Origin of the sequence: Stutzerimonas stutzeri SDM-LAC (assembly GCF_000235745.1) — a bacterium.
In the GTDB taxonomy this organism is placed as follows: Bacteria; Pseudomonadota; Gammaproteobacteria; order Pseudomonadales; family Pseudomonadaceae; genus Stutzerimonas; species Stutzerimonas stutzeri_H.
Map to the genome: position 1 here is coordinate 22414 of NZ_AGSX01000130.1, position 17374 is coordinate 39787.

The following is a 17374-nucleotide window of genomic DNA, read 5'->3' on the forward strand; positions in this document are numbered from 1 at the left end:
TCACCGTGAAAAACCCGTCTCGCTGGCTACTCATGCTGGCTCTCGTGCTGGCCGCAATCAACCTTCGACCCGGCATTACCTCGTTCGCACCGCTGATCGAGCGCATCGCCGAGGAGCTGAGTCTCAGCCGCAGCGTCATTAGCCTCACCACCGCGTTGCCAGTACTGCTGATGGGGCTGTTGGCGCCGCTGGCACCCCGTCTGGCCGTGCGCTTCGGTTTGGAACGCACCATCAGCCTGTGCCTTGGCTTGATCGGTCTGGCGCTGTTGCTGCGTCTGTTTGGTAGAAGTGCACCGGTGTTGATTGGCACCGCCGCCATGGTGGGCGCGGGCATCGCGGTTGCCGGGCCGCTGTTGTCGGGCTTCATCAAGCGTTATTTCCTCGAGCAGATGGGCAAGACGGCCGCCTACTATTCCTTGAGCATGGCCGTTGGCGGCACCGTCGGTGTGGTAGTTACCGCACCTGCGGCCGAGCTGCTGGGCCAGCGCTGGACCTGGGGCCTGGCGTTATGGGCGATCCCTGCAATGCTGGCGTTACTGATCTGGTGGCGTTTGCCGAACCAGCCGGAACCGGCGGTCGAGAGCAGCGCTGGTCTGCCGTGGCGCGAGCCGCGCGCCTGGTTGGTAAGCATCTACTTCGCGCTGCAGGCCGGTCTGTTCTACGCGCTGGCGACCTGGCTGGTAGCGCGTTACCACGAGGCTGGCTTCAGCCTCTTGCAGAGCAACGCCTTCTTCAGCGGTTTCATGCTGATCGGTTTACCCAGCGCATTCATCATGCCGTGGCTGGCCCAGCGCTTCGGTCGGCGGCACCTGCTGATGTCTTGTTGCGGCGTGCTGGCAACGGTCTGTCTGCTGGTCATCGCCAGGCTTCCGCAGGTCAATCCATTACTGATATGCATGTTGTTGGGCGTAGCCTTGAACGGCACATTTTCCATGTCGCTGGTTTTGCCGATGTACGAAGCGAGCACACCGCTTGCGGTTAGCCGCTTGACGGCAATGATGCTCTGCACCGGTTATTGCCTGGCCTGTTTCACGCCGGTGCTGACCGGGTTGGGGCGAGATATCGCCGGCGACTATCGTGAACCCTTCTTCGTGCTTGCAACCATGTCTGCGGTGATGTCGCTGCTCGCTTTGCGGTTGGCGCCCCGTCGCGATCTGGCTGCAGCGAGCGATCTCTGAAGCCACTCCACTGGCTTTAGGATGTGGCCTGCGTCACCTCTGCGGCTTGTGCCTGATATTGGCTGCGCGGGGCGCTGGAAGGCTGAGCGGATTTGGTCGAACATGGCGGACTTTCGCCTGGAGTGTTTCTGTGGAGCCGGAATCCATCGTCTACGGCAGCATCCGCGACTGGCCTTCTGCCGACGCCGATCAGTGTCGCCTGCGCCGCGCGGTCAACCGCCGTGCGCTCTACAGCCTGCCGCAAGGCGAGGGTTGGCCTTTTCTCGGAAGAGAGATGTTCTCCTGCTGCATGGACGAAGGCGTGTATCAGACACAGGTCATTCACTTCGGCGCCAGTTACCGCGCGGTCGAATATGAGTGGGCGCTCTGGGTAAGTCATTTCGAGGCGCTGCTGAACGAACTCTACTGGACCAGCGCCGTGGTCCATCTGGAGACCGAGCTCAGTGGAATTCATACCTTCCGCTGGGAAACCGAAAGCGGCTCCCACAGCCCGCATCAGCGCGATCTGCGCATGCGCTGCGCCTGGGAGCGTGACGGTGGCGTGCTTAGCTGAGGCTAGTCGTCCAGCCATTCCTTCGGTACGTCGCGCCTGAGCGCCAACTGGCACTGCTGATGATCAACGTCGAACACGATGACTGCGGTGCCTTTGCGCAGTGCCTGGCGTACCCGTTCAACGCGGGTTTCCAGCGGCGTCTCGTCGCCATTATCGGTGCCCTCGCGGGTCACGAAATCTTCGATGAGACGGGTCAGGGTGTCAGGTTCGAGCTGGTCGTAAGGGATGAGCATCGGTGTCGGATCAGGTGGGATGGTGCAGGTCGGGTTCGTTGATCGGTGCGTTGAGGAACCGATCCAGGTAAGCATACAGCTGCTCGCTGTCTAGCGGCTTGCCAATGAAGTCATCCATGCCGGCCTCGCTGCCAGCGCGGCGATGCTCGTCCAGCACGTGGGCGGTCAAGGCGATGATCGGCACCGGCCTCAGCTGCAATTGCGCCTCGAGTCGGCGGATCTGTCGGCTGGCCTCGAAGCCATCCATCTCGGGCATCTCGCAATCCATCAGAATCAACTGCACCGCGGATGGGTTCTTGCTGTATGCATTGATCGCCTTGCGCCCGTTGTCGGCAACCATGACCTCGTAGCCCCGTTTGCGCAGCAGGCTGGACACCACCATCTGACTGACCGGATTGTCCTCGACAACCAGGATGAGAGGTTTGGGACCTGGCAGATTTTCAGCACCTGGCGTTGCACCGTTATCAGGCGTACGGGTTGTTTGATGAAGGCGATGCAGCGCTTCGCGTAGTGGGCCGAGCAGCAGCGGCAACGGCAAGTTGGCCAGGCGTAGCGATGACGATACCGGTGAGGGTTCGCTTTGTGGCGGGTAGAGCAGCAGCACCTGCTGATTCGGTTCGAGCTGGTCGGCCACGGCGTTGAGCCAAGCCTGAGGTTGGCCGGGCCATGGCGCCATGATCACCAGCAGTGGGGTTGAAGCTTGCTCATCGAGATAACGCCGCAGTCGTTGTGGCTCCTCGCAGCGGACGATTCGCATGCCCCAGCGATGCAGCAGGTTGCCTATCGCGTCCAGCGCACAGATATCCTTGGATGCGATTACGGCGGTTCGGCCCTCGAGTAGGGCTGTGAGTGGGTCGAGGTTGCCGCTCGCTTCGCGCAGCGGAATATCGAAACTGAACTGGCTGCCCTGGCCGGGGGTGCTCTGCACATCGATCTGGCCACCCATCATTTCCACCAGCTCTTTGCTGATGACCAACCCCAGGCCGCTGCCACCATAGCGCCGCGTGGTGCTGGAATCGCCCTGAGCGAAGGATTCGAATAGCTGCGCCAGAACTTCCGCGCGCATGCCGATGCCGCTATCGGTGATCGAGAAAACCAGGCTTCGACCGTCTTCCGGGCCCTGGCAAATGACCTTCAGCACTACGCCGCCCTGCTCGGTGAATTTCAACGAATTGCTGAGCAGGTTCATCAGGATTTGCTTGAGGCGGGTCGGGTCGCCACGCAGGCGGCGCGGCACACCCGGCGCGAGGCTGAGATGTAGGCTCAACTGCTTATGCAGCGCCTGGGCCGTGAACAGGCTGATGGTCTCGGAGACCAGCGCTTCGAGGTCGTACTCGATGTCTTCCAGGACCAGCTTGCCAGCGCCGATCCGCGCATAGTCGAGAATGTCGTTGATGACCGTCATCAGCGAGTTGCTGGAGCTGGACACAGTATCAAGATAGAAACGCTGGTTACGATCCAGCGGGGTTTCACGCAGCAATTGCAGCATGCCCAATACGCCATTCAACGGCGTGCGAATTTCATGGCTCATTTTCGCCAGGAAGCGGCTCTTAGCCTGGTTCTCGCTTTCTGCCCGCTCGGCTGCCTGGCGTGAACGGAAGCCTTCTTCCTTGAGCAGGTTGATACGATCGGCGAGCCCGATCGACAGGGTGATCAACTCGAAGGCAATACCGGCTTTAACGATCGAGGCGCCATACAGGCCCAGCAGGTTGAACCCCAGGGAGCCGGCTGTGACGATGACGAAAGTCGCGAGCAGCACGCCCCAGGCCAAGGTGTAGTACAGGCCATAACGCACACCGCGGCTCCAGACGAAAGCGCCGGTCAGCAGTAGGCCGATAGACGAGCTGATGACCATCACGCTGGCGAGTACGCTCCAGACCTGGGTTTCCAGAACGAAGCCGGACAGCAGCGCGCCCGCCGACAGCAGCAGCGCCACCCGGAGGGTGAAGTCCAGTCGCGGAAAATACTCGCGGGTATGCAGAAAGTGGCGGCTGAACTGCACTGCGATCAGGCAATGGCTGAGCATCAGCGCGTAAATGCCCAACGCGACCACCCCGCCTGCATCGTTCAGCCACTTGACCAGCAAGCCGTCGAAGCTGAGCGCAAACAGGCCCACGTTGACGTTGTAGATCAGATACCAGAAATAGGCCGGCTCACGCAGCGAGAAGAACAGGAAGAGGTTGTAGCAGAACATCGCAAACAGCACGCCATAAAACGCACCGGACAAGCCCATCGTGTCCTCGGCTGCTTCGGCGTTGGCGGCATAGGTGCTGAAATACAGGGGTACATAGAGGGTGCTGGTGCTTTCCACACGCAGCAGCAAGGTCGAGGTGCCGGGCTCCAGCGCTAGAGGGAACCAGAAGTTGCTGACCTTGACCGCGCGCTTGTCGAACGGATGGGTGTCGCCAGAACGCTGCTGGCTGATACGCCCGTCCGGATGATGCAGATACAACTGGATATCGTCGAGTAGCGGATAGTTGATCTCGACGAAACCGCCGATGGGGTCGTTCAACTGATTGTTCAACTCGACCCGGAACCACCAGACCGATTCGTTCTTGCCCTTGTTGGGATGCACGCCAGACACAGGCTCGAAGATCTTTTCGGGCAGCTCGAAAACCTCGCTCACGCTCAGCTCGGCGGCCGGGTCTCGCAGAAAGTAGCTCCAGCTCCCCAGCGCCTGGCGGAAATGCTGAGAGTCCACCGGTACGGGCTCGAACGCCGATACCGGAGCGGTCAGGCAAACTAGTAGGACGGCCAGAAAAAGACGCGACAGCATGTTATTGACCCAAGGCGTGCGCACCCGCAAACGCAGTTTCCAGTCGCGCGAAGGGCAAAAGCTGCTCGCTTCACGCCAGACTGGCCAAGCATTCATATGATTTAGAGGTTGGCGACTTTGCCCGGATCAACGCCGCCTCGCAATCGGCAATTGCGTCAAGTTGGCGGCGCATCATGAAACGTTACGATCTGTCAGACGAATCATCAGTTTGCTTGTCGAAGATTGAATCGACTGGTGGCACCCGCGTGTCGTTTTCCATTTGGGTCACGTGTTCGAGTTGATGACTGAAGTTTTCCAGCGAGTCTTGGCCGGCATGGGCGTCACTGGTGAACACTGGCGGGCTCAGCAAATAGGCCGAAATCAAACGACTCATGGCGGCCAGGCTGTCGATATGGGTGCGCTCATAGCCGTGTGTCGCGTCGCAGCCAAACGCAAGCAAAGCTGTGCGGATATCGTGACCGGCAGCGATCGCCGACTGCGCATCGCTGTGGTAGTAACGGAACAGGTCACGCCGAACCGGAACGTCGTTGCCTTCTGCCAGTTTGAGCAGATGCCGCGACAGGTGGAAATCGTAAGGCCCACCCGAATCCTGCATAGCCACGGTGACCGCGTGCTCGCTGGATTCCTGCCCCTTGGCGGTCGGCGCGATGTCGATGCCGACGAACTCACTGACATCCCAGGGCAGGGCGCCCGCCGCGCCAGAACCGGTTTCCTCGGTGATGGTAAATAGCGGATGGCAATCGATCGGTGGTTCGCGGCCGCTTTCGACCACGGCTTTGAGCGACGCCAGCAAAGCTGCCACGCCGGCCTTGTCATCCAGGTGGCGCGAGCTGATGTAACCGCTGTCGGTGAACTCGGGCATCGGATCGAACGCGACGAAATCGCCCACATTGATGCCTAGCGCGAGGGTGTCGGCGCGGCTCGTGGTGTAGCCGTCCAGGCGCAGCTCGACATGGTTCCAACTGATCGGCATTTCGTCGACTGCGGTATTGAATGCATGCCCCGAGGCCAGCAAAGGCAGCACGCTGCCGCGTACCACGCCGGTGTCAGTGAACACGCTGACACGGCTACCTTCGGCAAAGCGGCTCGACCAGCAACCCACTGGGGACAAACCGAGTCGGCCATTGTCCTGGATTTCCCGGACGCTGGCCCCGATGGTGTCCAGGTGCGCGGCGATGGCGCGATCCGGACTGTCGCGGCGGCCTTTGAGCGTGGCGCGGATGGTTCCGCGACGGGTCAGTTCGAAGGGAATACCAAGCTCCTGCAGCCGCTCCGCCACATATCGAACGATTGTGTCGGTGAAGCCGGTGGGGCTCGGAATGGCGAGCATCTCCAGCAGCACGCGCTGCAGATAGTTGAGGTCCGGTTCTGGAAGCTTGGCCGTCATGATCATTCCTTAGCGGCGAAAAACAGGCTGCCGCCACGTGAGTGAGTGAAGTTGAGTTGCGGTAGCACCGCAAGCGAAGCGGCTAGGCCGTTCCGATACCTGCGGGTATCGGAACCCGGCCTGGTGCCCCCTAATGGGTGCCGTAGCTGAGTGGAAAGAGCAGGTCGACAAAACGCTCGGCGGTGGGCTGGGGATGGTGATTGGCCAGGCCGACCCGTTCGTTCGCTTCGATGAAGACGTACTCGGGCTGGTCCGCCGCATGCACCAGCAGGTCCAGGCCAACCACCGGGATATCCAGGGCGCGGGCGGCCCTAACTGCAGCGTCGATCAGCTCGGGATGCAACTGATCGGTCACATCATCGAGCGTGCCACCGGTGTGCAGGTTGGCAGTTCGGCGAACGGCCAGATATTCACCGCGCGGCAGCACGCTGTCATAGTCGAAGCCGGCTTCGCTCAGGCAGCGCTGTGTCTCTTCATCCATGGGAATACGGCTTTCACCGGCGGTCGCAGCCTGGCGGCGCCGGCTTTGGGTCTCGATCAATTGGCGAATGCTGTGTCTGCCGTCACCCACCACTTCGGCCGGACGGCGGATCGCCGCAGCCACGACTTCATAGCCAATCACGACGATGCGCAGGTCTAGCCCGGGATGAAAGCTTTCCAGCAACACGCGCTGGTCGAATTGACGTGCACGTACGATCGCTTCTTCAATGGCCTGACTGCTGCGCAGGTCAACCGAGACACCTTGTCCCTGTTCACCATCGAGTGGCTTGACCACTACGCCGCCATGTTGTTCGAGGAACGCCGCGTTGTCCTCGGTCGATCCGGCCAGTTGCTGGGCAGGCAGTTTAAGCCCGGCGCGCGCGAGGGTACGGTGAGTCAGGCTCTTGTCCTGGCACAAGGTCATGCTCACCGCTGAGGTGAGGTCCGACAGCGACTCGCGGCAGCGTACCCTTCGGCCGCCCTGGGTCAGGGTGAACAGGCCCGCTTCGGCGTCGTCGATGGTGATTTCGATGCCGCGGCGGCGTGCCTCGTCGATGATGATCCTGGCGTAAGGATTCAGCTCGGCTTCCGGCCCTGGGCCAAGAAACAGTGGCTGATTGAAGGTGTTCTTGCGCTTGACCGTGAAGGTTTGCAGATCGCGGAAGCCGAGCTTGGCGTACAGCGCCTTGGCTTGCTTGTTGTCATGCAGGACCGACAAATCCAGATAGGCCAGCCCGCGGCCCATGTAGTGTTCGATCAGATGACGGACCAGTGCTTCGCCAACGCCAGGGCGCGTGCACTTTGGTGCAACCGCCAGACACCAGAGGCTGGAGCCGTTCTCCGGGTCGTTGAAGGCCTTGTGGTGGTTGATCCCCATGACGCTGCCGATGATCTCGCCGGAGTCGTCGTCTTCGGCCAGCCAGTAAACCGGGCCGCCTTGCTCCCGCGGAGTGCACAGCTCCGGGTTGACCGGCAGCATGTGGCGCGACTGGTACAGGCAATTGATCGCCTTCCAGTCCTCTTCACTCTGCGCGCGACGAATGCCGAAGCCGCGGAAGCTCCGGCGCGCCGGGCGGTAATCGGAGAACCAGATCCGCGATGTGTCCGATGGATCGAGGAACAGCTGCTGCGGCGCATAGGCGAGCACCTGATGCGGCGCGGCAACGTACAGCGCAATGTCCCGCTCCCCGGCCTGTTCGTGGAGCAGGTCGGCCGCGAGCTTTTCGGGGTCCGAATAGGTGTGGCCAATCAGGATGCGGCCCCAGCCGCAGTGTAGCGTCACGGGTGCGCGGGGTTCCTCCTGGCCGTCCTCGGCGAGTCGCTGCTGCAGGCGTTCGTAAGTGGGTGTCTGGCCGCGCAACAGCCGCTGTCCATAGGCTTGAGACTTCTGCATGGTACGTTCCTTGGAGCTGGTCATGACGTCAGAGCGGTTGCCGCATCAGTCGGCTTGGGCGCCGTGCCGTCATGATCGGGTTCTTAGAGGCCTTGTTCGCTCAACCATAGATTGACCGCTGCCAGCTGCCACAATTTCGAGCCGCGCAGCGGCGTCAGTTGCCCCTCGGGGTCGTCGAACAACTGGTCCAGCATGGCCGGGTTGTACAGCCCGCGGTCCTGGCTCGGATCGGTCAGCAGCTCGCGCACCCAGCTCAGCGTGTCGCCCTCTAGATGCTTGAGTCCTGGTACTGGGAAGTAGCCTTTTGGACGGTCGATAACCGCTGCTGGAATGACTTTGCGTGCGGCTTCCTTGAGCACGTATTTACCGCCGTCCGGCAGCTTGTATCTGGCCGGGATTCGCGCTGACAGCTCGGCCACGTTGTGGTCGAGAAACGGCACTCGAGCCTCGAGGCCCCAGGCCATGGTCATGTTGTCGACGCGTTTGACCGGGTCGTCTACCAGCATCACCGTGCTGTCGATTCGCAGGGCTTTGTCGACAGCCGCATCGGCGCCGGGTTGGGCGAAGTGCTGACGTACGAAGTCGCCGGAGAAGTCGCCTTTGACCCACTGCTGCTGCATGGTGTCGGCGTACTCCTCGAAGCTGCGGTCGCGGAACGCGTTGAGATAGGCCTCGAGCGGGTCCGCGGCGCCATCTACTTGCGGATACCAGTGGTAGCCGGCAAACAGTTCATCGGCGCCCTGGCCGCTCTGCACCACCTTGCAGTGCTTGGAGACTTCCCGCGAGAGCAGGTAGAACGCGATGCAATCGTGGCTGACCATCGGTTCGCTCATGGCACGGAAGGCGGCGGGCAGCTGTTCGAGGATTTCCTTTTCCTGAATGCGCAGCTGGTGATGGCGGGTCCCGTAATGCTGCGCGATCAGATCCGAATACTTGAACTCGTCGCCGCGCTCGCCGCCAGCATCCTGAAACCCGATGGAGAAGGTCTGCAGGTTATCCCCAGCTCCCGCTTCGCGAAGCAGGCCGACCAGCAGGCTGGAATCGACGCCACCGGACAGCAGAACGCCCACGTCGACAGCCGCGCGATGACGCAGCGCGACCGACTCACGCAAGGTCGTCAGGGTGCGCTCTTGCCAGTCTTCGAAGCTGTAGCCCTGCTCCTCTTCAGATGCGCCGAACTCCAGCGTCCACCAGCGGTGTTGGCTGGTTTTGCCGCTGGTGTCGACGCGCATGAATGTACCGGGCGGCAACTTCTCGATGCCTGCGATCAGGGTATCCGGAGCCGGCACGACAGCATGGAAGCTCATGTAGTGATTCAGAGCCACCGGGTTCAGCACACCCGCAATGTCGCCGCCCTTGAGCAGCGCCGGTAGCGTGGAAGCAAAGCGCAGGCGCTCACCGGTGCGTGACAGATAGAGCGGCTTGATACCGAGGCGATCACGCGCGATGAACAGCTCTTGCACGTCTCGCTGCCAGATGGCGAAGGCGAACATGCCATTTAGTCGCGGGAGCAAGGCTTCGCCCCAGGCATGAAAGCCCTTGAGCAAGACCTCGGTGTCACCCTCGGAAAAGAAGCGATAACCCAGCGCCTCGAGCTCGGCTCGTAATTCGGGATAGTTGTAGATAGCGCCGTTGAACACCATGGACAGGCCGAGCGCCGAGTCGACCATCGGCTGGCCCGAGGCCTCGCACAGGTCCATGATTTTCAGGCGTCGATGACCCAGCGCAAGCGGGCCTTGGCTATTGAAACCGCATGCGTCTGGGCCGCGAGCAGTCAGGGATTGGGTGATGCGTTCAACTGCGGCCAGATCGGCCGGTTGATTATCGAAGCGAAGTTCGCCAGCTATGCCACACATAAGATCCTTACCGGTTTTGCCGTTGGGGATTGTGACCGGCACGCAAAGCGCGAAGTTCAGGCTTTCGGACGGCATGTACGGGTCTGGAGCGCCGTTCCCGGTGCGTATCGAGCCTTGCCTGGGCTGAACCGCGCCGGCGCGGCGGGTTCGATTTTTGACGAACTGACCGCCGTTAACTCAAATCCAGGCGGCAGGGAACGGCATGCGTCATTCAAGACGGCCCGCGGTCGCAACGGACCGCAGGCGGGGCTCGCGCGTTTCTCTAGGCGGCGTTAGATGCGAAATCCTTCGACGATATGCTCGGCCAGGGTTTCGCTGACCTGTGACTGATTGCGCTCGTTGCGAAGCAGGACAATGCTGCACGACGGCAGCTCCGGCATACCCTCGGCTTCTCCCAGCAAGCGCATGTCGGCGGTCACCAGACTCTGCAGCTGCGCGGTCACCGCGAGGCCTGCGTTGGTCACCGCCATCAGCGCCGAGAGACTCGGGCTGGTATAGGCGACCCGGTAGGGGATATCCAGGCTGTCCAGCGCATTACAGGCCCATGCCCGACAGAAGCAGTCGGTATTGAACATGGCCAATGGCATGGGCCGTTGTTCATGAGCATTGAAGCCCGGTGCTTCGGCCCAGACGAAGCGTTCGCGGCGCAGCATTTGGCCAATCTCGGTCCCCGGCTCACGGGTGACGATTGAAAGATCCAGGTCGCGCCGATGCAGCAGCTGATAGGACGGTTCGCAATGCACTTCAACCTGCACCAGCGGATAAGCCTGGGCGAAGCGCGAGAGAATGCCCGGCAGGAAGCGCATTACGTAATCGTCCGGGGTGCCGATGCGCACCGAGCCGACCATGTGCGGTTCGCGCAGGGTCGTTAGCACTTCGCCATGCAGCTTGAGAATCCTGCGCGCGTAACCGAGCAGGATCTGGCCCTCTGCGGTGAGCTTGACCTGGCGCCCGTCGCGCTCGAAGACCGAACGTTGCAGCACGTCTTCTTCCAGGCGCTTCATCTGCATGCTGATCGCCGATTGCGTGCGATTGACGGCTTCCGCTGCACGGGTAAAACCGCCGTGGTCGGCAATCGCCACAAAGCTGCGCAGCAGTTCGGCATCGATACTGGGGTAATTGGCCATTCATCAATCTCAGAGATGTACATCATCACAAACATTCGTTGGATTGATCATAAGCTTCGCAGGAAACTGACGCCATCCCACTCGGAGGTACGTCAGATGAAAAGCCATGCTGAGTTCATTCAACCATGCGCCAGGAGCACAATTCCCCATTTCTCGCTCGCAGCGATGCTACGTGCGGCCTGGCAGCAGCTGCGTCGCTGGAACTCGCTATATCGCCAGCGTCAGCAGCTCGCCTCCTTGAGTGACGAAATGCTCAAGGACATCGGATTAAGCCGGGCCGATATCGAATCCGAAACCATCCGCCCGTTTTGGGACGAACCGTTTCGTCGGTGCTAACGCTGCGTGACCTGTTCGAACGCGCTTGCCAGACGTTACGGGCGCAGGGGAATGCCGTCAGTCGGTTCGGCGAATGAGTTTGCGCAGCAGGAATCGATTGGGATGGCAGGCTTCGGCGATGGCGCGCGGCACGGGCAACGGTTCGCCGTTCAGCCACGCGGCGAGCAACTCGCCTGACAGTGGCGCGCTAATCAGGCCGCGTGAGCCGTGGGCGGTATTGACGTACAAGCCATCAAGCCACGGACACGGCTCATCGGGTATCTGGCGAGCGTCCTTTGCCAGCACGGCATAGGCCTCGGCGAAACGCTCCGGATCGGCCAGCGCGCCGATGATGGGTAGATAATCCGGGCTGGTGCAGCGAAACGCGACACGACCATGCAACTGGCCCACGTCGCAGGTGTCAGCTTCGAGGCGCCGGTGCAGATCGCCGGAAATCTCCTTGAGCATGTCGAGATTCGAATGATGCTCCGCTGCGCTCGGCGCCGGATCGGTCTCGGCAAAATTGAAGCTGGCACCCAGCGTATGCTGCCCCTCGCGCGGCGGGGCGACATAACCCTTCGCACACAGCACGGTACGCAACGCGGAACTTGCTTCGGTCGCCGGCAGAGCACTGATCTGCCCGCGAATCCGCTTGAGCGGTAGCCAGGCGCTTTGGCTGAACTGCGCTGTGTCGGCGGCGCCGGCCAGAATCACCACCGGCGCTTCGGCCAGCAACTCGTCACCGGCCAGCGCCTGCCACTGCTCACCGGTGCGGCGCAGTTCGAGCGGCTGCTGGTGGCGAAGCAGCTTGATGGCGGGGTGCTTGATTAGCCAGCGACACAGCGCCGGCGGGTGCGCCCAACCGGCGTCCGGATAAAACAGCCCGCCATGCTCCAGCGCTACGCCTGCCAGCCGCTCGGCTTCCTCGTGCGGCACAGCACGCAGGAGACTGGGCGGGAAGGCGTCGGACAGTGCCGATTGGCGGACGATTTCCTTGTCATCGAAGGCAAGCTGCAGCACGCCGCAGGCGTCCCAGTCCTGTCCGTGCTGCAGGTTATGCAACAGCCGACGGGTGTAACCAAAGCCACCGGCGACCAGCTGCGAAAGCGCGGTGCCGTGGGCTGATAGCTTCAAATAGAGCACGCCCTGCGGGTTGCCAGAGCCCTCCTGGGCGACATCGTCGTGCCGTTCCAGTAATGCCACTTGCCAGCCCCGCGCCGCCAGGCTGGCTGCGCTGGCACAACCCGCCAGGCCAGCACCGATGACCAGCGCCTTGCGCTGCGCCGGTTTATGCGAAGGGCGGGCGAACCAGGGGCTTGGCGAGGAATCTGGTGACGCAGCAAGCTGGCCTTGCAGGTTTTCCCATTTGTGCCCGAGACCGGGAATCCGCTTGACCTCGAAACCCGCCTCCTTGAGTGCGCGGCGTACGCTGCCGGCACTGCTGAAAGTCGCCAAAGTCGCATCTGGAGCCGACAGCCGCGCCACCTGCTCGAACAACTCCGGCTGCCACATGTCTGGGTTTTTCGGCGGTGCGAAGCCGTCGAGAAACCAGGCATCTACGCGCGCATCCAGCTCTTTGAGCCTGTCGAGCGCATCGCCAACCAGTAGCGTCAGCGTCACCCGGCCGAAGCGAAATTGCTGGAACCCCGGGTTGATCGCCACATACTGGTCCAGCAACTGCCGCGCCTGGACCTGCAATTGCGGCCATAAAGCCAGGGCACGCTCTAAATCGTCGCGCGTGAGCGGGTGCTTTTCAACGCTGACGAAATGCAGGAAGCCCGTGTCAGGCGCAGTGCGATCGAACAACGCCCAGGCGCAAAGGAAGCTGAGCCCGGTACCAAAGCCCGTTTCGCCAATCACCAGGCGCTCGCCGGCGTGGAGAGCGGCGAAACGCTCGGCTAGTCGATTGGGTTCCAGAAATACATGGGTGGTTTCGGCCATGCCCGAACCGCGGGAGAAATACACGTCGCCATACTGCCGGGATTGCGGTTGGCCGTTCTCGTCCCAGTCGAGTTCGGCATGCTGAAAACCGGTGGAGATCGGGGCGGGCATCGACGTTTCCTGCGGTAAAAGATCGCGATTCTAGCAGCCGAGCGAAACCTGCTGCGGGCGCGCTTTGTCGCATCGATAAGCGTGCACGCCTGAACCAGCGCTGACCGGGGGCGCTGCATCGATACTGCAGCCGCGTTGGCCTGCTAGGGTTCATCACAGCATCCTTTCCTGGAGTTCACATGTTCGAGTCTGCCGAAATCGGTCACACCATCGACAAGGACACCTACAACACAGAAGTGCCCGCTCTGCGCGAAGCGCTGCTGCTGGCGCAGTACCGCCTCCGGGAGCAGGCACGGTTTCCCATTCTGATCCTCATCAATGGCATCGAGGGCGCCGGAAAAGGCGAGACGATCAAGCTGCTCAACGAATGGATGGACCCACGCCTGATCCGTGTAGACAGCTTTGACGTGCCGACCGATGAAGAGCTCTCGCATCCGCCAGCGTGGCGCTACTGGAGACGACTCCCGCCCAAAGGCCAGACCGGAATCTTCTTCGGTAACTGGTACAGCAAGATGCTGGAAGACAGGGTGCATGGTCGCATCAAGAAGGCCGATCTCGAATTGGCTATCGATCGTGCCCAACGCTTCGAGCGGATGCTCTGTGCCGAGGGCATGCTGATCTTCAAGTTCTGGTTTCATTTGTCCAAGGACCGCATGTTGCAGCGCCTCGAATCGCTCAAGGATGATCCGTTGCACAGCTGGCGCATCAGCCCGCTGGACTGGCAGCAGTCCAAGACCTATGACAAGTTCGTGCGTCATGGTGAGCTCATCCTGCGCCGGAGCAGCCGAGACTTCGCCCCCTGGTACGTGATCGAGGGCTATGACGAGCGATATCGCAGCCTCACCGCCGGCCGTTTACTACTCGAAGGGCTGAATGCCGCACTCGACGCGGCCGATAGTCAGCCCTCGCAACCGCACACTGCGTCGGTCGAGCTGAACCTGGATCGACTGAGTCTGCTCGGCAGCCTGGACCTTAATCAGGCGCTCAGCAAGGACGATTACAAGGCGCAGTTGGGGCAGGAGCAGGCACGCCTGTCTGAGCTGCTACGCGATCCGCGCCTGCGCAAGCGGGGCGTGTTGGCGCTATTCGAAGGTCACGACGCGGCGGGTAAGGGCAGCGCCATTCGGCGCATCACCGATGCACTGGACCCTCGCCTGTACCGCATCGTGCAGATCGCGGCGCCCAGCGAAGATGAACTGGCGCAGCCGTGGCTCTGGCGCTTCTGGCGCAATGTGCCGGCGCGCGGCCAGTTCACGATCTTCGACAGGTCTTGGTACGGCCGGGTGCTGGTCGAGCGGGTCGAGGGCTTTTGCTCGCCGGATGAATGGCTGCGTGCCTATACCGAGATCAATGAGTTCGAAGAGCAGCTGGTCGATGCCGGCGTGGTCGTGGTCAAGTTCTGGCTGTCGATTGACAAGGACACGCAAATGGCGCGTTTTCAAGAGCGCGAGAACACGCCGCACAAGCGTTTCAAGATCACCGAGGAAGACTGGCGTAACCGCGAAAAGTGGGACAACTACGGTCATGCGGTGGCGGACATGGTCGACCGTACCAGCACCGAAATCGCGCCCTGGACGCTTGTCGAAGCCAACGACAAGCGCTTCGCACGAGTCAAGGTGTTGCGCACGCTCAATGACGCGCTGGAGGCTGCGATCAGCTGAATGACCAGGGGAGGCAGACAATGGCCGGCCATATCCCTGCTGAATGGTCGTCGCCTTTGGCAATCGGCCGGAACTATGCTCGACCCATCTTCAACAGGCCGGCCGCCCACGTCGTGACCGCCCAACCATTCGAGGTATGCCATGCGTGAAGTAGTGATCGTCGACAGCGTCCGGACCGGCCTGGCCAAGTCCTTCCGCGGCAAGTTCAACATGACCCGTCCCGATGACATGGCGGCGCATTGCGTCAATGCGCTGCTGCTGCGTAACGACTTGGATCCCAAGCTGGTCGAGGACTGCATCGTCGGCGCCGGCTCCAACGAAGGTGCGCAGGGCTACAACATCGGACGTAACGTGGCGGTGCTGTCGAACCTGGGCATCCAGTGCGCAGGCATGACGCTCAATCGCTTCTGCTCGTCCGGCCTGCAATCGATCGCCATCGCGGCCAACCAGATTGCCTCAGGCTGCAGCGACATCATCGTCGCCGGCGGAGTCGAATCGATCACCATGACGGCCAAGAGCAAGAACACCGACAACCTGTTCAACCCGATCCTGCAGGAGCGGGTGCCCGGTCTCTATCACAGCATGGGCCAGACCGCCGAAATGGTCGCGCGCCGCTACAACGTGACCCGCGAACAACAGGATCAGTACTCGCTGCAGAGTCAGCAGCGCACCGCACGTGCCCAGGCCGAAGGGCTGTTCCAGGACGAAATCGTGCCGATGAACGTCCGCTATTTCACCGAAGACAAGGCCACCGGCGAGCGCACCGAACATGAAGGCGTGGTTGATCGCGACGATTGCAACCGTCCCGAGACGACGCTGGAGAACCTCTCGTCGCTCAAGCCTGTGTTCGCCGATGACGGCTCTGTCACCGCTGGCAACGCGTCGCAGTTGTCCGACGGTGCCTCGATGACGCTGGTGATGAGCCTGGACAAGGCGTTGGAGCTGGGTCTGAAGCCGCGCGCCTATTTCCGTGGTTTCACTGTCGCGGGTTGCGAGCCGGACGAGATGGGCATCGGTCCGGTGTTCTCGGTGCCGCGTCTGCTTCAGGCGCGTGGCCTGCAAGTCAGCGACATCGATCTCTGGGAGCTCAACGAAGCCTTCGCTTCGCAGTGCCTCTATTGCCGCGACACGCTCGGTATCGACAACGAGAAGTTCAACGTCAACGGCGGCTCGATCTCCATCGGTCACCCCTTCGGCATGACCGGCTCACGCACCGCGGGTCACCTGATTCGCGAACTGCAGCGCCGCAACCAGCGCTACGGCGTGGTGACCATGTGTGTCGGTGGCGGCATGGGGGCATCGGGGCTGTTCGAAGCCGTGCGCTGAGGCTGTCAGGTAAATAAAAACCCGCGCCTGGCGCGGGTTTTTTATTGCTGCTGTCTGGGTGAATGCTGATATCGGCTGTCAGCAAGGTCGACGTACTGCTGAGCTCTAGGGTGAGCTTAGCCCACCACCCCGCGAGCAGGGCCGCACGTCGGTTCAGCTGCGACTGGACTCCAACATGGTTTCCGGCCGGACCCACTGATCGAATTGTTGATCCGTCAGATATCCGAGCTCTAGCGCCGCTGCGCGCAGAGTTGTGCCCTCGCCATAGGCCTTCTTGGCGATTTCGGCTGCCTTGTCGTAACCGATATGTGGGTTCAGCGCGGTCACCAGCATCAGCCCCCTTTCAAGGTGCTCGGCCATACGCCCGGCGTCCGGCTCCAGGCCAACGATGCAGTGGGTGTTGAAGTTACGGCAACCGTCGGCCAACAGCCGGATCGATTCAAGCATGTTGTGCACGATCACCGGCTTGAACACATTGAGCTGGAGATGGCCTTGGCTGGCAGCGAAGCCGACGGTGACGTCGTTGCCCATGACCTGACAGGCGAGCATGGACAATGCCTCGCACTGGGTCGGGTTGACCTTGCCCGGCATGATTGAGCTGCCCGGCTCGTTGGCCGGCAAACGCACCTCGGCGAATCCACCGCGCGGGCCTGAGCCCAGCAGGCGCAGGTCATTGGCGATCTTCATCAGGGCAGTCGCCAGTGTCTTCAGAGCGCCGGAGAGCGCTACCAGCGGCTCGTGGCCGGAGAGGGCAGCAAATTTGTTCGGCGCGGAGACAAACGGAAGGCCGGATAGCGCCGCCAGTTCAGCCGCAATCGCCTCGGCGAAGCCGTGCGGAGCGTTCAGCCCTGTGCCCACTGCGGTGCCGCCCTGGGCCAGCTCGTAGACGGCGGGCTGGGCATGGCGGATCGCCTGTTCGGCGATGTCCAGCTGTGCGACGAAGGCCGACAACTCCTGGCCAAACGTCACCGGCGTGGCATCCATCATGTGGGTGCGTCCGGTCTTCACCAGCCCGCCATGGCGGGGGGGGGGGGGGG

The 17374-nt window shown here is 61.8% G+C and carries 13 protein-coding genes; 5 read left to right on the top strand and 8 right to left on the bottom strand.

All coding sequences use genetic code 11. The annotated features are described in order from the left end of the window. Window positions 1–32: 32 nt before the first annotated feature. Both PSTU_RS0113625 and PSTU_RS0113630 read left to right on the top strand, forming a co-directional pair. Window positions 33–1178: a CynX/NimT family MFS transporter gene (locus PSTU_RS0113625; protein ID WP_029404782.1), complete on the top strand. Its 1146-nt coding sequence runs from the start codon at window positions 33–35 to the stop codon at window positions 1176–1178. A gap of 130 nt (window positions 1179–1308) precedes the next feature. Further along, window positions 1309–1731 carry a hypothetical protein gene (locus tag PSTU_RS0113630; RefSeq protein ID WP_019341580.1) on the top strand — a complete coding sequence of 141 codons (423 nt, stop codon included), beginning with the start codon at window positions 1309–1311 and terminating at the stop codon, window positions 1729–1731. 2 nt (window positions 1732–1733) lie between these two features. Here PSTU_RS0113630 and PSTU_RS0113635 read toward each other — a convergent pair whose 3' ends face one another. The 6 genes from PSTU_RS0113635 to PSTU_RS0113660 all read right to left on the bottom strand — a co-directional run bounded on the left by PSTU_RS0113635 (window position 1734) and on the right by PSTU_RS0113660 (window position 10983). After that, window positions 1734–1964, bottom strand: coding sequence for a YheU family protein (locus tag PSTU_RS0113635; protein ID WP_019341581.1), 231 nt, complete (start codon window positions 1962–1964; stop codon window positions 1734–1736). Window positions 1965–1974: 10 nt separating this feature from the next. After that, window positions 1975–4740 carry a hybrid sensor histidine kinase/response regulator gene (locus PSTU_RS20820; RefSeq protein WP_036993241.1) on the bottom strand — a complete coding sequence of 922 codons (2766 nt, stop codon included), beginning with the start codon at window positions 4738–4740 and terminating at the stop codon, window positions 1975–1977. A gap of 181 nt (window positions 4741–4921) precedes the next feature. Further along, the gene (locus tag PSTU_RS0113645) at window positions 4922–6127 is read right to left on the bottom strand and encodes an osmoprotectant NAGGN system M42 family peptidase (RefSeq protein WP_019341583.1); all 1206 of its coding nucleotides are present in this window, start codon (window positions 6125–6127) and stop codon (window positions 4922–4924) included. 130 nt (window positions 6128–6257) lie between these two features. After that, window positions 6258–8000, bottom strand: coding sequence for an N-acetylglutaminylglutamine synthetase (gene ngg, locus PSTU_RS0113650; protein ID WP_019341584.1), 1743 nt, complete (start codon window positions 7998–8000; stop codon window positions 6258–6260). A gap of 83 nt (window positions 8001–8083) precedes the next feature. Continuing rightward, window positions 8084–9856 (bottom strand): N-acetylglutaminylglutamine amidotransferase, encoded by a 1773-nt coding sequence (locus PSTU_RS0113655; protein ID WP_029404783.1) that lies wholly within the window; start codon window positions 9854–9856, stop codon window positions 8084–8086. Window positions 9857–10128: 272 nt separating this feature from the next. Then, entirely contained in the window at window positions 10129–10983 is an 855-nt protein-coding gene (locus PSTU_RS0113660; protein ID WP_019341586.1) for a LysR substrate-binding domain-containing protein, read from the bottom strand. 96 nt (window positions 10984–11079) lie between these two features. Between PSTU_RS0113660 and PSTU_RS21585 the strand changes: the two genes are divergently transcribed. Next, window positions 11080–11319 (top strand): DUF1127 domain-containing protein, encoded by a 240-nt coding sequence (locus tag PSTU_RS21585; RefSeq protein WP_029404784.1) that lies wholly within the window; start codon window positions 11080–11082, stop codon window positions 11317–11319. Window positions 11320–11376: 57 nt separating this feature from the next. On the opposite strand, the gene mnmC is transcribed toward PSTU_RS21585, so the two are convergent. Next, window positions 11377–13350, bottom strand: a complete 1974-nt coding sequence (gene mnmC, locus PSTU_RS0113670; RefSeq protein WP_019341588.1) for a bifunctional tRNA (5-methylaminomethyl-2-thiouridine)(34)-methyltransferase MnmD/FAD-dependent 5-carboxymethylaminomethyl-2-thiouridine(34) oxidoreductase MnmC — start codon at window positions 13348–13350, stop codon at window positions 11377–11379. Window positions 13351–13529: 179 nt separating this feature from the next. Between mnmC and pap the strand changes: the two genes are divergently transcribed. Beyond that, window positions 13530–15011: a polyphosphate:AMP phosphotransferase gene (gene pap, locus PSTU_RS0113675; RefSeq protein ID WP_019341589.1), complete on the top strand. Its 1482-nt coding sequence runs from the start codon at window positions 13530–13532 to the stop codon at window positions 15009–15011. A 141-nt stretch (window positions 15012–15152) separates the two neighbouring features. Continuing rightward, window positions 15153–16337, top strand: a complete 1185-nt coding sequence (locus PSTU_RS0113680) for a thiolase family protein (RefSeq protein WP_019341590.1) — start codon at window positions 15153–15155, stop codon at window positions 16335–16337. Window positions 16338–16490: 153 nt separating this feature from the next. On the opposite strand, the gene PSTU_RS0113685 is transcribed toward PSTU_RS0113680, so the two are convergent. Continuing rightward, the coding region (locus PSTU_RS0113685) for a lyase family protein (RefSeq protein WP_029404785.1) at window positions 16491–17374 on the bottom strand (884 nt) is incomplete at its 5' end.

Bases quoted from the DNA above. Each gene is read 5' to 3' on its own strand.
- PSTU_RS0113625 (WP_029404782.1), top strand. From the start codon at position 33: ATGCTGGCTCTCGTGCTGGCCGCAATCAACCTTCGACCCGGCATTACC.
- PSTU_RS0113635 (WP_019341581.1), bottom strand. From the start codon at position 1,964: ATGCTCATCCCTTACGACCAGCTCGAACCTGACACCCTGACCCGTCTC.
- PSTU_RS20820 (WP_036993241.1), bottom strand. From the start codon at position 4,740: ATGCTGTCGCGTCTTTTTCTGGCCGTCCTACTAGTTTGCCTGACCGCT.
- PSTU_RS0113645 (WP_019341583.1), bottom strand. From the start codon at position 6,127: ATGACGGCCAAGCTTCCAGAACCGGACCTCAACTATCTGCAGCGCGTG.
- ngg (WP_019341584.1), bottom strand. From the start codon at position 8,000: ATGCAGAAGTCTCAAGCCTATGGACAGCGGCTGTTGCGCGGCCAGACA.
- PSTU_RS0113655 (WP_029404783.1), bottom strand. From the start codon at position 9,856: ATGTGTGGCATAGCTGGCGAACTTCGCTTCGATAATCAACCGGCCGAT.
- PSTU_RS0113660 (WP_019341586.1), bottom strand. From the start codon at position 10,983: ATGGCCAATTACCCCAGTATCGATGCCGAACTGCTGCGCAGCTTTGTG.
- PSTU_RS21585 (WP_029404784.1), top strand. From the start codon at position 11,080: ATGAAAAGCCATGCTGAGTTCATTCAACCATGCGCCAGGAGCACAATT.
- mnmC (WP_019341588.1), bottom strand. From the start codon at position 13,350: ATGCCCGCCCCGATCTCCACCGGTTTTCAGCATGCCGAACTCGACTGG.
- pap (WP_019341589.1), top strand. From the start codon at position 13,530: ATGTTCGAGTCTGCCGAAATCGGTCACACCATCGACAAGGACACCTAC.
- PSTU_RS0113680 (WP_019341590.1), top strand. From the start codon at position 15,153: ATGCGTGAAGTAGTGATCGTCGACAGCGTCCGGACCGGCCTGGCCAAG.